This is a genomic window from Pseudomonas sp. SG-MS2 (assembly GCF_009933855.1).
Taxonomy (GTDB): domain Bacteria; phylum Pseudomonadota; class Gammaproteobacteria; order Pseudomonadales; family Pseudomonadaceae; genus Aquipseudomonas; species Aquipseudomonas putida_E.
The window spans coordinates 42,406-57,513 of sequence record NZ_MOMO01000074.1 but is presented as its reverse complement, the minus strand read 5'-3'; the positions used below and the strand labels follow the sequence as shown (position 1 = coordinate 57,513).

General features: G+C 64.7%; 12 protein-coding genes. 9 read left to right on the top strand and 3 right to left on the bottom strand.

All coding sequences use genetic code 11. The features are described from left to right. Complete coding sequence (locus tag BLX42_RS06205; RefSeq protein WP_046785554.1) at positions 1-1,344, bottom strand: amidohydrolase family protein; 1,344 nt, start codon at positions 1,342-1,344, stop codon at positions 1-3. A 257-nt stretch (positions 1,345-1,601) separates the two neighbouring features. On the opposite strand from BLX42_RS06205, the gene BLX42_RS06200 reads away from it, so the two are divergent. Next, positions 1,602-1,982: a nuclear transport factor 2 family protein gene (locus BLX42_RS06200; RefSeq protein ID WP_046785553.1), complete on the top strand. Its 381-nt coding sequence runs from the start codon at positions 1,602-1,604 to the stop codon at positions 1,980-1,982. Positions 1,983-2,056: 74 nt separating this feature from the next. On the opposite strand, the gene BLX42_RS06195 is transcribed toward BLX42_RS06200, so the two are convergent. Further along, positions 2,057-3,214, bottom strand: coding sequence for a S9 family peptidase (locus BLX42_RS06195; RefSeq protein WP_161871384.1), 1,158 nt, complete (start codon positions 3,212-3,214; stop codon positions 2,057-2,059). Positions 3,215-3,396: 182 nt separating this feature from the next. Continuing rightward, positions 3,397-4,335: a LysR family transcriptional regulator gene (locus tag BLX42_RS06190; protein WP_046785551.1), complete on the bottom strand. Its 939-nt coding sequence runs from the start codon at positions 4,333-4,335 to the stop codon at positions 3,397-3,399. A 279-nt stretch (positions 4,336-4,614) separates the two neighbouring features. Here BLX42_RS06190 and BLX42_RS06185 point away from each other — a divergent pair, with 279 nt between their 5' ends. The 8 genes from BLX42_RS06185 to BLX42_RS06150 all read left to right on the top strand — a co-directional run bounded on the left by BLX42_RS06185 (position 4,615) and on the right by BLX42_RS06150 (position 15,107). Then, positions 4,615-5,556: a VOC family protein gene (locus BLX42_RS06185; RefSeq protein WP_046785550.1), complete on the top strand. Its 942-nt coding sequence runs from the start codon at positions 4,615-4,617 to the stop codon at positions 5,554-5,556. 12 nt (positions 5,557-5,568) lie between these two features. Beyond that, on the top strand, positions 5,569-5,907 hold the full coding sequence (locus tag BLX42_RS06180) for a Rieske (2Fe-2S) protein (RefSeq protein WP_371316833.1): 339 nt from the start codon (positions 5,569-5,571) through the stop codon (positions 5,905-5,907). A gap of 140 nt (positions 5,908-6,047) precedes the next feature. Then, positions 6,048-7,172 carry an FAD-dependent oxidoreductase gene (locus BLX42_RS06175; RefSeq protein ID WP_046785548.1) on the top strand — a complete coding sequence of 375 codons (1,125 nt, stop codon included), beginning with the start codon at positions 6,048-6,050 and terminating at the stop codon, positions 7,170-7,172. Positions 7,173-7,256: 84 nt separating this feature from the next. Next, positions 7,257-8,927 carry a DUF1302 domain-containing protein gene (locus BLX42_RS06170; protein WP_161871383.1) on the top strand — a complete coding sequence of 557 codons (1,671 nt, stop codon included), beginning with the start codon at positions 7,257-7,259 and terminating at the stop codon, positions 8,925-8,927. Between the two features lie 14 nt (positions 8,928-8,941). Further along, positions 8,942-10,309 (top strand): DUF1329 domain-containing protein, encoded by a 1,368-nt coding sequence (locus BLX42_RS06165; RefSeq protein WP_046785546.1) that lies wholly within the window; start codon positions 8,942-8,944, stop codon positions 10,307-10,309. A 54-nt stretch (positions 10,310-10,363) separates the two neighbouring features. Next, entirely contained in the window at positions 10,364-11,425 is a 1,062-nt protein-coding gene (locus tag BLX42_RS06160) for a YCF48-related protein (protein ID WP_125922893.1), read from the top strand. A 3-nt stretch (positions 11,426-11,428) separates the two neighbouring features. Next, positions 11,429-13,927, top strand: coding sequence for an RND family transporter (locus BLX42_RS06155; protein WP_115275125.1), 2,499 nt, complete (start codon positions 11,429-11,431; stop codon positions 13,925-13,927). Further along, a complete protein-coding gene (locus tag BLX42_RS06150; RefSeq protein ID WP_161871382.1) occupies positions 13,917-15,107 on the top strand; it encodes an MFS transporter in 1,191 nt (396 codons plus the stop codon). Before BLX42_RS06155 ends, BLX42_RS06150 begins: the two co-directional genes overlap by 11 nt. The last annotated feature ends 1 nt before the right edge of the window (position 15,108 follow it).

The following is a 15,108-nucleotide window of genomic DNA, read 5'->3' as shown; positions in this document are numbered from 1 at the left end:
TCACTGGCTCCATTTGCCAAGTTCGGCTACACGGTCGCGGGTGTAGAGTTCGGTCCATTTCAGGGAGTTGAAGTCCGAGACCTGCTTAGGGTTGTAGGGCGTGCGTTGCAGGCGCACCGGCTGGCCTGCCTTGTACACCGCCTGCAGGCGGTTGCGGTCTTGCAGGATGCGGATGTCGTCAAGCGGCGAGCCATCGAGGATCAACAGGTCGGCCTGTTTGCCTGGCTCCAGGGTGCCGAGCGTTTCACCGCGTGGCATCAGGCGTGCGCCGACATTGGTCGCAGCGTGCAGCGCTTGTGCCGGGGTGAAGCCCAGGCGCGTGACCAGCAACTCCAGTTCACGCGCATGCCACTCACCGTAAGGGGTGACGGCAAAACCGCTGTCGCTGCCGCAGGCGAACGGAATACCGGCCGCCTTGGCGCGCTTGAGCACCGGCGTGCCCAGTTCCAGCGTGCGGGCACAGTAGCCGGCGTAGCCTGTGGTCACCGCCGGGTCGTGGGGCTGGCAGAAATCTACGGTGTTCTGTGGGAAGGTCATGGTGGGCGCCAGCACGCTGCCTGCCTCCAGAAGTGCTTCGATGCAGGCGTCGTCCATGTAGAAGGCATGAAAGACCAGATCGACGCCTGCCTTGGCCGCGTACATCACGGCTTCGCGGCCGTAGGCATGCGTCGCTACCCGGCAGCCGAGGCGGTGCGCTTCGTCGACCATTTCGCGGGTTTCATCGGCTGTGAAGGCGGCGATGATTTCACCGTTGGGGCGGCGGTGCGTACCGTCCATGGCGATCTTGATCAAGTCGACGCCATCCTTGGCCTGTTTGCGGATCTGCGCGATGGCTTCGGTACGGCTGGTGACCAGCGCAGCGGTGAAGTATTCCGGTGCGCCGACGCGGCTGGGAAACCAGTCGTTGAGGCTTTGCCGGTTGGTGATCACGCGGCTGCTTGCCGCGATGCGCGGGCCTTCGAAGAGCCCGGCGTTGACCGTGTTGCGCACGGCGATGCTGAGCTGGCCGCTGTCACCCGGGCAGACCATCGAGGTGACCCCGGCAGCCAGCACGTGCTGGGCGAAGAACATGCCGCGCAACGCGCGGAATTCGTCGCTGGTCCAGATGTCGATGTCTTCCTCGCTCTGGGCGTTGCCGAACGCCAGGTGGGTGTGCACGTCTACCAGCCCCGGCATGACGAAGTCGCCGCGCACTTCGCGGTCACCGGGCAATGGGCGTGGCGCCTGGGCCGTCGCGCCAACATGGCGTATCAGGCCGTTTTCGATGATCAGCGTCTGTTGCTGGCGTGCCTGAAGGCTGGCGCCATCGAACAGGGTGGCGCAGTGAAGGTGCAGGGCGCTCATGGTCGGGTTCTACTCGTCTTGTTGTTTCCGGCAGGCTATGTGCCTGCGGCGGCAGGCACCATCAGATCCTGTCGTTGGCCACCCATCGATGGCATCGATACCTGCCGCACCCCCTGTGGCTGCCGGGTTGCCCGGGCCGGCAGGGGGCAATGGCCAGGTATCGTCAGTGTCGATGGCAGGCATGGATATCCACGATTGTTCCTTGCGCTGGGGGTGAGGTGAGGATGTGCCGCTCAATTAATCCTGAAGGAAGTACCATGAAGGCTATTGGTGATGAGTTGCTGAGCCTTGAAGCCGAACGCCAGCGCGCCTTGGTCCACGAGGACCATGAGCAGCTCGAGGTGCTGTTCGACGATGATCTGCTTTATGTCCACACCACGGGGCTGGTGCAGGACAAAGGACAGTACCTGGATTATGCCCGCAATGCCGTGCGCTACCTGGCCGTGGATCGCGGTGAGCTGACGGTGCGGGTGTTTGCCGACGGGCTGGCGCTGATGAGCGGGGTGCAATGCAACCTGCTGCAAAAACGCGGCGGCGGCGAACCGGTGCGCGCCGAAGGTTTCGCCACGCAGCTTTGGGTCAAACGGGAGAAGGGGTGGCGGATCGCATCATTCCACGGTACGCGGGCACCGGCCTGATGACGGCATGAACCGCTGACAGGCACCGGGGCAGTCGCCATAAAGGCTGCCCCGGCACCTTCACCAGCAAGGGTTCAGGCGGTATGCCCGCCGAGCGTTTCGGCAACCCAGTCGGCGATGAACTGGCCGGCATTGATGCTGTTGTCGAAGCTTGAATGCTGCACGCCGCCTTCGCGCTCAGTGAAGACCTTCAATTCGCGCTTGGGGCTGTTGACCAGCTGCTCGTAGGTGCGATGGGCCCACTTGAGCGGGATCTGCGAGTCCTTTTCGCCGTGGGTCACCAGGAAGGGGACGCGAATGCGGTCGAGCACGCCATCAAGGTGTACGTTTTCGGCAATGGTCATGAATTCGTCCATATCCTTGGCGCCCCAGACCCAGCACACGTGCGCCCAGTAATGCGGCACCGGGAAGTCGCCTTCCTTCTCCAGGCGACGCTTCTGTACATCCCGCCAGTCGTGGTTGGCGCCCCACACCACACCGCAGGCGAAGCGCGGTTCGAAGGCCACCGCACGTGGGCAGTAGTAACCCCCCAGCGATACCCCTTCCATACCGATGCGCTTGGGGTCGACTTCCGGGCGGGTTTCCAGCCAGTCCACTACGCGGCTGGCCCAATGCTCGCTGTCGTAACGCGCGGTCAGGCCTTGCAGGCGCAACGCCTCGCCCGTGCCGGGTTGGTCGATGATCAGCGAGGACACGCCACGTTTGGCCAGCCACGCTGGCAGACCGACGCGGTACTTCATCTCTTTGGTCGAATCCAGCCCGTTGACCTGCACCAGCAGTGGTGCCGGGCCGGTCGTGCCTTCGGCGCGCACGAGCAGCCCGCTCAGATGCTGGCCTTCGTAGGGGATTTCCACCCGCTCGCAGTTTTCCCTAGACAGGTCGATGCCGCGGGCGAAGGTCTCGAGAAAACGCTGGTACAGGGCCTCGCGCCCTGGCGCACCATGCGCCTGCAGGCGTTCGCAGGTCAGGTAGTAAGTGGCAGCGCGGTTGTATTTTTCGCCAGCGGACAGGCATCGGCCTGCGGCCTCGTCTTCTTCGGCCAGGGCGCAGAGTTTGTCGGCCATCTTCGACCAGGTTTCGCGAAACGCCTGGGTGCCGGCGGCGTCGGGTTGCAGGGCCGCCTCCTGCAGCGGCGCGCACATCGCTTCGATCTCGCCCAGGCGGGCGCCCATTTCGATGGCCAGGTCCACCGAGAGATTCCAGACATAGTTGGTGGGGAAGTAACGGAACATTGTTGTTGTCCTTCTGCGGTCGTTGAGTCCGGCGCCTGACAATTGCGACAGGTACGCAAGGCGCTGTCCGAAGGCAAGGTACGCAGACACGGCGAGGTGGGGCCAATCGTGAACAAGGATGCGAGGTATCGCCAAACGCGATGCCCCGGCGACGTTGCGCCTGCCGGGGCGATGGCTGCCGCTCAGGCGCTGGCGAGCAGGGCGTCGGGTTGCTGGTCGACGTGCTGAATGAAGTCGCTGATGCGTTCACGCAACCAGCGGTGCATGGGGTCACCCTCCATGCTGCGGTGCCAGAGCATGAATTCGCGCATCACCGGGATCTTCACCGGTGGCGGCAGGATGCGCAGGGGCAGGTAGCGGGCATACAGCTGCGCCAGGCGCCGGTGCATGGTGGCCACGCGGGGGGTGCCTACCAGCAGCTGCGGCAGGGTGTTGAAGTCGTTGGTAATCACTTCCAGGCGGCGGTTGAAGCCGTACTGGTTCATGAACCAGTCCTCGATGCTCAGGTGCCGGTTACGGCCAAAGCCCACCGAGATATGCCCCATCTGCATGTACTGTTCCAGCGTCAGGCTCTCGCCGACTTGCGGATTGTCGCGCCAGACCACGCACACGTGGTCTTCCTCGAACAACAGCTGCGACGGGTGGCCATCGATGAGGTAACGCTCGGGCACGATCATCATGTCGACTTCGCCGCGCATCAGAAGCTCGGCGCTGTTGTCACCGGGGCTGATCATTTCGAAGGTGATGTGCGGCGCCTGAAGGTGGATTTTCTGGATGACCTGGGCGAACAGCACGCTGATCAGGTAGTCCGAGGTCACCAGGCGCAGGTGCCGTTTGCTGCTCGAGGGGTCGAACACCGGCTTGGCGGTAATCGAGGAGCGGATGGTCAGCAGCACCTCGCGCACCGGCTGGGCCAGCTCCAGTGCATAGGGTGTGGGCTGCATCTTGCGGCCGACCTGCACCAGCAGTTCGTCCTCGAAAAACGTTCTCAAGCGGCCCAGCACCCCGCTGGTGGCCGATTGCGTCATGTGCAGGCGTTCAGCGGCACGGGTGATGTTCTGCTCTTCGAGCAGGACATCCAGTGCGACCAGCAGGTTCAGATCCAGGTGGTGAAAGCGCATGGTGATAGCTCACGGTTCTTGTAGTTATTTTCGCGATACCTTCCCGCCGCATTGCCGATACGTCAAGGCCAATCCGCTGTCCACCCGAGCCAACGCCAGGCGCCATGGGCTTGCGCACAGGTATCGCGATTACCGATGCCTCGCATCCTGACTCGCGATTGGTCAGCCTGGCCGATCAGCCAGCAATCTGCCCTCCAGTCGAGCGGCCTGCCCGCCGCGCCGACCTGCTACCGGTGACCCTGGCTGGCACCGAACAACAATTTCAATGGAGTGGTAGCCATGAACATTCTTGGACTCGACGCACTGGTATTCGGCGTCGACGATATCCAGGCCTGCGCCGATTGCCTGCGTGATTACGGCCTCACAGCCGTACAACTGGATCCCGACGGTGGCCGTTTCGAAGCACTCGACGGCACTGCGATCATCATCCGTCACGGCGATGACCCCCACCTGCCGCCGGCGCTGGGCCCGACCCCATCGCTGCGTGAAACCGTTTACGGCGTGGCAGCGACGCAGGACCTTGAGGCCATCGCCGACGAGCTGGGGCGCGACCGCGAGGTGCGCCGTGACGAGCAGGGTGTGCTGCACAGTGTCGACGACCTGGGCTTTGCCATCGCCTTCCAGGTCTCCTGCAGACGCAGCTTCCAGGCGCCGGCCGACCTCACCAACGCTCCCGGTAGCGCGCCGCAGCGCCCACTCAACCAGTTGGGCATCACGCTGGACATGCCAGCGCAGCCGCGCACCTTGTCTCATGTGGTGTACTTCGTGCCCGATGCGGCCAAAGGCGAAGCCTTCTATCGCGACCGCCTGGGCTTCGTCACCACTGACAGTTTCATCGGCGTCGGCCCGTTCATGCGTACCGCTGGCATGGACGATCACCACTGCCTGTTCATGATCCAGACGCCGCCACACATGCAGGGCTGCGAGCATTTCACCTTCCATATGGGCAGCGGCACGGAAGTGCTGCTGGCCGGCAATCGCTTCCAGCAAAAGGGCTGGACCAGTTTCTGGGGCCCGGGCCGTCACTTGCTGGGCTCGAACTGGTTCTGGTACTTCAACAGCCCGCTGGGCTGCCACATCGAGTACGACGCCGACATGGACAAGCATGACGATGAGTGGGCGGCGCGCCAGGCACCGATGTCGGCCGACAACTCGCAGCTGTTCCTTTTCGCTTCGCGGGAGAAGTGGGCGCCCGGTGGCCCACCGCCAAAGCAGCCCTGAGCTGTGCCTTGCGTGGCGCTGTGCCCGCTCGCGGAACTGAGCGAGGGCAAGGCACGCGGCTTCGACCCGCAGGGCAGGGGGGCAGACAGCCTGTTCGCCCTGCGGCACCGCGGCGTTGTGCGTGTTTACCGCAACCTGTGTCCGCACCTGCTGGTACCGCTGGAGTACCGCAAGGACCGCTTCCTCAGTGCCGATGGCCAGTGGGTGGTCTGCTACGCCCATGGCGCACGCTTTCGGCCTGACGATGGCACCTGCGTTCACGGCCCTTGCCGTGGCGATGCGCTGCAGGCGCTTGATCACCGCGAGGTGGACGGCTGGCTGGTAGTGCCGCTGCAACAGTTGCACCCCTGAGGTATCGCGCCGCGTGATAGGTCGCATCCCAGGACTCGATTGGTCAAAGCCCGGCGCTGCCGGGAAGCTGTGCCCAAGGCACAGGAAATGCCCGCCGCCCACGCTGCGGCGAACAACAAGAACAAGACGTGAGGGATGCCATGAATACTGTGAGCAACGTACTGATCGTGGGCGGCGGGATTGGCGGGCTGTGCGCCGCCATCGCGCTGCGCCGCAAGGGGATGGCGGTCGACCTGGTCGAACTCAAGACCGAGTGGACCGTCTACGGCGTCGGCATCATCCAGCAGAGCAACGTGGTGCGCGAGATGCACCGCCTGGGGGTGCTCGATGCCTACCTGAGCGCGGCCTACGCCTTCGAGGACGTAGCCATCTACACCACTGAAGGCCACCAGCTGGCGCGTATTCCGGGGCAGCGCCTGGCCGGCCCGCAGTACCCGGCCAACGTCGGTATCTCTCGCCGTGCCTTGCACAAGGTGCTGAGCGAAACCGCCATCGAACTCGGTACCCAAGTGCGCCTGGGCACCTCTGTGGAGAGCTTCGAGCAGGATGCCACTGGCGTGGACGTGCTGTTCAGCGATGGCCGCCAGGGGCGCTATGCGTTGGTGGTCGGTGCCGATGGCCTGTACTCGAAGATCCGTGGTTTGCTGTTCGGTGATGCCTACCAGCCGCAATTCACCGGCCAGTCGGTATGGCGTCACAACTTCCCGCGCGCAGCCGGTATCGACCACCTTGCCAATTACCAGGGCCCCTCGGGCAATGCTGGGCTGGTGCCGCTGGCCGACAACCTGATGTACCTGTTCACCACTTCCCACGAACCGGGCAACCCGTGGATGGACCCGGCCGGGCTTGCTGCTGGCCTGCGCCAGCGCCTGGCGGGGTTTGGCGGGTTGATCGGTGAGCTGCGCGAACAGATCCGTGACAGCGCAGAGGTCGTCTACAAGCCACTGGAGGCGGTGTTCGTCGACGAGCCCTGGTACCGCGGCCGCGTGCTGCTGATTGGCGATGCGGCCCATGCCACCACACCGCACCTGGGGCAGGGTGCGGGCATGGCCATCGAAGATGCCGTGGTGCTGGCCGAAGCGCTGACCGCCGGCGGCAGCCTGGACGAGCAGTTGCAGTGCTTCATGGGCCGCCGTTTCGAGCGCTGCAAGTTCATCAGCGACATGTCGCTGCTGGCGGGCGAGAAAGAGGTCCAGCGTGACCCGTCCTTTGACCGCATCGGCCTGGTCAAGCAGATGCTGGAGGTCACGGCCCGGCCGATCTGATACCTGTGCCCGGCGCACCCTGCCTTGCTGGCGCGCCGCGACGCATGCCAACACCGACACAAGAACAAGAAAGAGGAAACCACGATGTTGACTCGTAAAGGTGCAACCGCCCGGCCGTTGCCGCCGCTCAAACCCCTCACCCTGGCGATTTTCGCGCTGGCGGCCAGCCAGGCCCAGGCGCTGCAATTCGATACTGGCAACCCGGACCTGAGGGTACGCTGGGACAATACCCTGAAGTACAGCGCCGCCTGGCGCACCCAGGATGCCAGCAGCAAACTCACCGAGGGGCAGACGGCACTGAACCTGGATGATGGTGACCGCAACTTCGACAAAGGCCTGATTTCCAACCGCCTGGACCTGCTGTCAGAGCTGGATGTGACCTACGGCAACGTCGGCGCCCGGGTCAGTGGCGCGGCCTGGTATGACGATGTCTACAACCAGGGTAACGACAATGGCGACCCCAGCCGCGCCAACAGCTATTCGGTAGATTTCGACGAGTTCACCGATGACACCCGTACCTTGCACGGGCGCAAGGGCGAGCTGCTCGATGCGTTCATCTTTGGCAAGGCCGAGATCGGTGAGCTGCCGGTGTCTGGCCGCCTGGGCCGTTACGCCATGCAGTGGGGCGAGAGCCTGTTCTACGGCATGAACGGCATCGCCGGGGGCATGGCGCCGGTGGATGTGGTCAAGGGCCTGTCGGTGCCCAACACCCAGTTCAAGGAGCTGATCCGCCCGGTGCAGCAGATTTCCGGGCAGTTGCAGCTGACGCCGGATGTTTCCCTGGGCGCCTACTACCAGTTCGAGTGGGAGGCCAACCGCCTGCCGGCAGCCGGTAGCTATTTCTCCAACGACGACTTCTTTGGGGACGGCGCAGAGCGCATGTTCGTTGGCGCGCCGGTGTTCCCTGGTGGCCAGCCACTGGCCTTCTATCATGGCAACGACAAGGAAGCCAAAGACTCGGGGCAGGGCGGTGTGCAGTTGCGTTGGCGCACCGAGACCGTGGACTGGGGGCTCTATGCCATTCGCTTCCACGACAAGTCACCGCAGCTCAACGTACGCCCCGACTTCGCCAACCTCGACCCGGTCAGTGGCAAGGCCGGCGAGTTCTACTGGGTGTACCCCGAGGGCATCGAGGCACTGGGCGCCAGTTTTTCCACCACCCTGGGCAACTTCAACGTCGCTGGCGAGCTTTCCACCCGTTGGAACCAGCCACTGGCCTCGACCAACCAGCATGCACTGGCGACGGGCGAGGTGATCGACAACGACGACAACCCGGTCTACGCCACCGGCCGCACGCTGCATGCCAACGTCTCCTGGCTGGCGAGCCTGGAGCCTAACTTCATTGCCGCCGAGTCGACCTTCCTGGGCGAGATTGCCTGGAACCGGGTGATGAGCGTGAGCAAGAACGCCGACGCCGTCGACCCCAACGCCGACCGTGACGCCACCAGCCTGCGCCTGGTCTTCGAACCGATGTACCGGCAGATCTACCCAGGCCTGGACCTCTCGGTGCCGATCGGGGCGAGCTACACCAACGGTGCCTCGATGGCCTTGGGTACCGGCTTTGGCACCGACCATGGCGGCGACCTGAACATCGGCCTGAAGGGCAACTATCTCAATACCTGGAGCCTTGGCCTGACCTACACGCATTACTACGGCCCGGAAAACACCTTCCTCGATGCCGACAACAACTACACCTTCGAACAGTCGCTCAAAGACCGCGACTTCATCGCCTTCACCGTCAGCCGTACCTTCTGACCGAGGACTACCCGATGAAACACAACAATAAAGTCGTTTCCCTGTTCACTGCCCTGAGTGCCTCGCTGCTGCTCGCCCACGGCGCTTTTGCCGCGGTATCCCCCGAGCAGGCGGCAACGCTCAAGACCACACTGACCCCATTGGGCGGCGAGCGTGCCGGCAATGCCGACGGCAGTATCCCCGCCTGGACCGGCGGTTACACCCAGGTCGACGCCGCTTACAAGGACGGCGGCAAGCGTGGCGACCCGTTCGCCGCTGACAAGCCGCTGCTGACAATCACTGCGCAGAACATGACGCAGTACGCTGACAAGCTGACCCCAGGCATCCAGGCGATGCTCAAGAAGTACCCCGACAGCTACCGGTTGGACGTGTACCCGACCCACCGCAGCGCTGCCGCACCGCAATCGGTGTATGACGCAACCTTTGCCAACGCCACCAGCGGCAAGTTGGTGGACGGCCCTGCCGGCGCCATGCCCGAAGGCGCCTCCGGGGGCATTCCGTTCCCGATCCCGGGCAATGGCGTAGAAGCCATGTGGAACCACCTGCTGCGCTGGCGCGGGGCCTCGTGGCACGCCAGCTTCAACCAGTACCTGACCACCGCCGACGGCAAGCACGTGCTGACCAACGATTCGCGCGCCGATTTGCAGATGCCCTGGTATCTGCCTGGGGGCAGTGGTGACAAAGGTGTGTTCTGGTCCATCCGCATGACCAACGATGGGCCGCCGTTGCGGGCGGGCGAGGCCATCACCGGCCTTGAAAACCTCAATGCCGATAAAGCGGCGGTGTGGACCTACCTGCCTGGTCAGCGCCGCGTGCGCCGCCTGCCCAATGCCTGCTGCGACACGCCGACCCCAGCTACAGCGGGGGTGATGAGTTTCGACGAACTGTACGTGTTCAACGGCCGCCTGGACCGCTTCGACTGGAAGCTGGTGGGCAAGAAAGAGATGTATATCCCCTACAACGCCAACAAGGTGTTTACCGCCGCCAACGCCGAAGCGCTGCTCGACCCGCATCACCTCAAGCCACAAGCCATCCGCTGGGAACTGCATCGGGTGTGGGTGGTGGAGGCGACGCTCAAGGAGGGCCAGCGTCACGTGATGCCCAAGAGCACCTACTACCTCGATGAGGACACCTGGGCAGCGGTGCTGGGTGAGCGATACGACGCACGCAACCAGTTGGCCAAAGTGGTCTGGACCTCGCCGGTGGTACTGCCTGACCTGCCTGGCGTGGTGACCCTGACCAACGGCTTCTATGACCTGCTGTCCGGCGCGTGGTTTGCCGGCGATCTGTTTGCCGGCAAGCAGGAGCAGTACCGCATCGTGCCGCCCTACAAGGACTCGGTATTCACCGCCGATGCCATGGCGGGTGAGGGCGTGCGCTGAGCAGGCGCATTGCACCTGGGCTGTATCGACTACAAGAACAAAAGGTTGCGTGCGATGAACAAGATGCTCCATGGCTGGCTGCTGGCCGCCTGTTGCGCGCTGCCCCCGGCCTACGCCGGCGGTAGCGTGGATGTGCTCTCGCAGCCCGCAGTGCAGGGCCCCCAGGCCTTGCGAGCGGTGTTGCAGGATGTGGCCCGTGCCGGCACGCGCCTGGTGTCGGTGGGCGAACGTGGCGTGGTGCTGCTCTCGGATGACAACGGCCAGGCCTGGCGCCAGGCCAAGACCGTGCCGGTGAGTGTCAGCCTGACCGCGGTGCAGTTCGTCGACGAGCGCAACGGCTGGGCGGTTGGCCACGCCGGCGTAGTGCTGCGCAGCGAGGATGGCGGCGAGCACTGGACTTTGCAGCTCGACGGCAAGCGCGCCGCTGCGCTGGAGTTGCAGGCAGCCGAGGCATCTGCTGATGAGCGCCGTTTGGCCGCGGCACAACGGCTGCTGGCCGACGGTGCCGACAAGCCGTTGCTGGCGCTGAGCTTTGCCGATGCGCAGCACGGCCTGGTCGTGGGCGCCTACGGCCTGGCCATGATCACGGCCGACGGCGGGCGCAGCTGGCAGTCGGGCATGGGCCTGTTGCCCAACCGCCGCGGCCTGCACCTGTATGCCTTGGCACGTCAGGGCGCTGACGTGTATGTCGCCGGCGAACAGGGCCTGCTGCTGCGTTCGCGCGATGGCGGTGCTCATTTCGAGGCTTTGCAAGGCCCTTATGACGGGAGCTACTTCGCTGCCAGCGTGCTGCCCAACGGGCGGCTGCTGGTCGGCGGGTTGCGCGGTTCGTTGTTTGCCTCCGATGACGGCGGTGCCAGTTTCCAGGCGTTGGCCAACCCGATTCCTGCTTCGCTCAATGGCATCCGCGTCGCCGGTGATCACGTGTTGCTGGCCAACCAGGCCGGGATGCTGCTGCGCAGCAGCCTCAGCGCCTTTGCCGCGCATCCCTTGCCGGTCTCCGATGGCCTGCCACTGACTGCCGCCACCACTGCCGCCGACGGTGCCATCGTCGCCGTCGGCATGGCCGGTGCACGCCGCCTGGCACCTTCTTCTTCCTCTTCCACGAAGGACTGAGCCATGCATGCCATGAATCCGCCCGCGCCTTGCAGCGGCCGTCTCGATGACTTCGACAACATGTCCGGGTCGCTGCTGGAGCGTGCACTGTTCAACCACCGGGCGCTGGTCCTGCTGTTGTGCCTGGCCGCGACCTTGCTGCTTGGCTGGCAGGCCACGCGCCTGACGCTCAACGCCAGCTTCGAGAAGACGATTGCGCGCGATCACCCATTCGTCCACAACTACCTGGAACACCGCCAGGAACTTGCCGGCCTGGGCAACGCGGTGCGCATCGCCGTGGCCAACCCCAGTGGCAGCATCTACGACAAGGACTATCTGCACAGCCTGCAGCAGCTCAACGACGCGGTGTACCTGCTGCCGGGCGTCGACCGTGCGGCGATGAAGTCGCTTTGGACCCCCTCAACCCGCTGGGCCGGGGTGACCGAGGAGGGCCTGGAAGGCGGCCCGGTGATCCCCGACGGCTACGACGGCGGCCTCGCGAGCCTCGAAGCGCTCAAGCGCAACGTCGAACGCTCCAACGAGATCGGCCAGTTGGTGGCCTTCGACCAGCGTTCGAGCATCGTCTACGTGCCGCTGCTGGAAACGACGCCGGACGGCAAGGCGCTTGACTACACCGCCTTCGCCAGCGAACTGGAAACCCTGCGTGAACGCTTCCAGCAGCAGGGTGTGCAGATTCACATCACCGGCTTCGCCAAGGTGGTGGGCGATCTGATCGATGGGCTGAGGCAGATCCTGCTGTTCTTCGCCGCCGCCATCGCCATCACGGCTGTCGTGCTCTATTGGTACACCCGATGTGCGCGCAGTACGGCGCTGGTGGTGACCTGCTCACTGGTGGCAGTGATCTGGCAAATGGGCCTGCTGCCGGTGCTGGGATACGAACTGGACCCGTACTCGGTGCTGGTGCCGTTTCTGGTGTTCGCCATCGGCATGAGCCATGGCGCACAGAAGATGAACGGCATCATGCAGGACATCGGCCGCGGCATGCACCGCCTGGTGGCGGCGCGCTTCACCTTCCGCCGGCTGTTCCTGGCCGGGCTCACTGCGCTGTTGTGTGATGCAGTGGGCTTTGCGGTGCTGATGATCATCCGTATCCAGGTGATCCAGGACCTTGCCGTCATCGCCAGCCTCGGCGTGGCGGTGCTGATCTTCACCAACCTGATCCTGCTGCCGGTGCTGCTTTCCTATGTCGGCGTCAGCGCCCGAGGTGCGCGCCGTAGCCTGCGCGCCGAAGAAGCGGAGGCGAGCGGGGCGCAGAAGCACGCGATGTGGCGCCTGCTGGACCACTTCACCCGGCGCCGCTGGGCGGCGTGGTGCATTGCACTGGCAGTACTGATGGCCGCTGGCGGATTCGCCGTGAGCCTGCACCTGAAGGTCGGTGACCTGGATGCTGGCGCCCCCGAGCTGCGTGCGGACTCGCGTTACAACCGCGACAACGCCTTCATCACCGAGCATTACGGTGCCAGCAGTGACGTGTTTGCGGTGATGGTGCGCACGCCAGCCGGCGGCTGCTCGGCCTACGATACCCTCAAGCGTGTGGACGACCTTGACTGGCAGTTGCGCGGCCTGCCGGGCGTGGACTCGACCAACTCACTGGCGCTGCTCAACCGCAGGGTACTGGTTGGCCTGTCTGAAGGCAGCCCGAAGTGGTACGAGCTGGTGAACAACCAGGCGACCCTGAACATGGTCACCGCCAACGCCCCGCGCGGGCTGTACAACGATGACTGCAGCCTGCTCACGCTCTATGCCTACCTCACTGACCACAAGGCCGACACGCTTGCGCGGGTGGTGGACAGCGTGCAGACCTTTGCCCGCGACAACGACAGCGAACAGGCCACCTTCCTGCTCGCTGCCGGCAGCGCCGGCATCGAGGCCGCCACCAACCAGGTGGTGAAACAGGCCAACCGCGACATGCTCTGGTGGGTTTACGGGGCCGTCATCCTGCTTTGCCTGGTGACCTTCCGCTCCTGGCGTGCGGTGCTTTGCGCGGTGTTGCCGCTGGTGCTCACCTCGATCCTTTGCGAAGCGTTGATGGTGGCGTTGGGCATCGGCGTGAAGGTGGCGACCTTGCCTGTGATCGCGCTCGGCGTCGGCATCGGAGTGGACTACGCGCTTTATGTGATGAGCATCGTGCTGGCCCAGCTGCGACAGGGGGCGAGCCTTTCCCAGGCGTATTACCGCGCGCTGCTGTTCACCGGCAAGGTGGTGATGCTGACTGGCGTGACCCTGGCCATTGCGGTGGGCACCTGGATCTTCTCGCCGATCAAGTTCCAGGCAGACATGGGCGTGTTGCTGGCCTTCATGTTCGTGTGGAACATGGTCGGGGCACTGGTCCTGCTGCCGGCACTGGCCTACTTCCTGCTGCCGCAAGGCCAGGTGCGTTCGCAGGCGGATCCGGTGTTGCCTGCTCGTGAGCCTTTGTCGCAACAGTGCCTGGCAGGCGCTGAACTCACCCCGCGCCAGGCGAAGCTTCATTCGCTGGAGGAGGTGAGCCATGGCCGCTGAACGTATCGCCGGCAGTGTTCAGGCGCTGCTATTGCTGTTCGGCAGCTGCCTGCCGGTGCTCGGGGCAGTGCTGATCGCGCCTGTGCTGCCACGCATGCAGATGCATTTCACCGAGACGCCCGGCGTCGCGGTGCTGGTACCGGTCGTGCTGACGCTGCCTGCGCTGGTGATTGCGTTGGCGGCACCATGGGCCGGGATGCTGGCGGACCGTGTCGGCCGACGGTCTTTGCTGCTCGCCAGCATGCTGCTTTACAGCGTCTGCGGGGTGCTGCCGCTGTGGCTGGATTCACTTGGCCTGATCATCGCCAGCCGCGCCGGCATTGGCCTGGCCGAAGCCGGTATCATGACCTGCTGCACCACATTGATGGGTGACTACTTCGATGGCCAGCGCCGGGAGCGCCTGTTTGCCCTGCAAATGGTCGCCACTTCGCTGTCAGCCGCCCTGTTCATGGGGCTGGGCGGGGCACTGGGCGAGAACAGCTGGCGTACGCCGTTCGCGCTGTATGCAGTCGGCGTGTTGTGCCTGCCGCTGATGGCCTTGCTGTTGTGGGAACCTCAGGCCCGCCGTGTCGAACCTCAACACGCCCAGGCTTCACGCTTTCCCTGGGCCGCCTTGGCGCCGATCTACCTGCTGACCGGCCTGGCAGGTGTGAGCCTGTTCATCGTACCTGTGCAGGTTGGTTACCTGCTGCAACTGCTGCAGGTGGATGCGCCCCAGCAGGTGGGCCTGACCATGGGCGCCAACCAGCTCGGCGTGCTGGCCGGCGCACTGGCCTTCCGTTTGCTGGCCCGCCAGCCTGCTGGCCGCCTGCTGGCGCTGGGGTTTGCCACGGCGGGGCTTGGCGGCGGGCTGATGGCGCTTTCCACCAGCCACGCAATGGTGGTGTTGGCCGTACTGGTCAATGGCCTGGGCGTGGGCCTGTTGCTGCCCACCCTGATCAGCCAGGTCATGCAGCACGTCGGTTTCGACCAGCGCGGCCGGGCCACGGGCGGCTTCACCGCAGCGATTTTTGCCGGTGAATTCATCAGCCCTTTGCTGGTGCTTGCGCTGACCGGCGGCGCGGCGCCGCATCTGCCCCAGGCGCTGCTACTGGTTGCCCTCAGCCAACTGATCCTGGCGCCGCTGTGCCTGCTGCTGTTGCGTCGCGCCCGCGCGGCGGGCGCAGTGGGGGCGCTGTGAA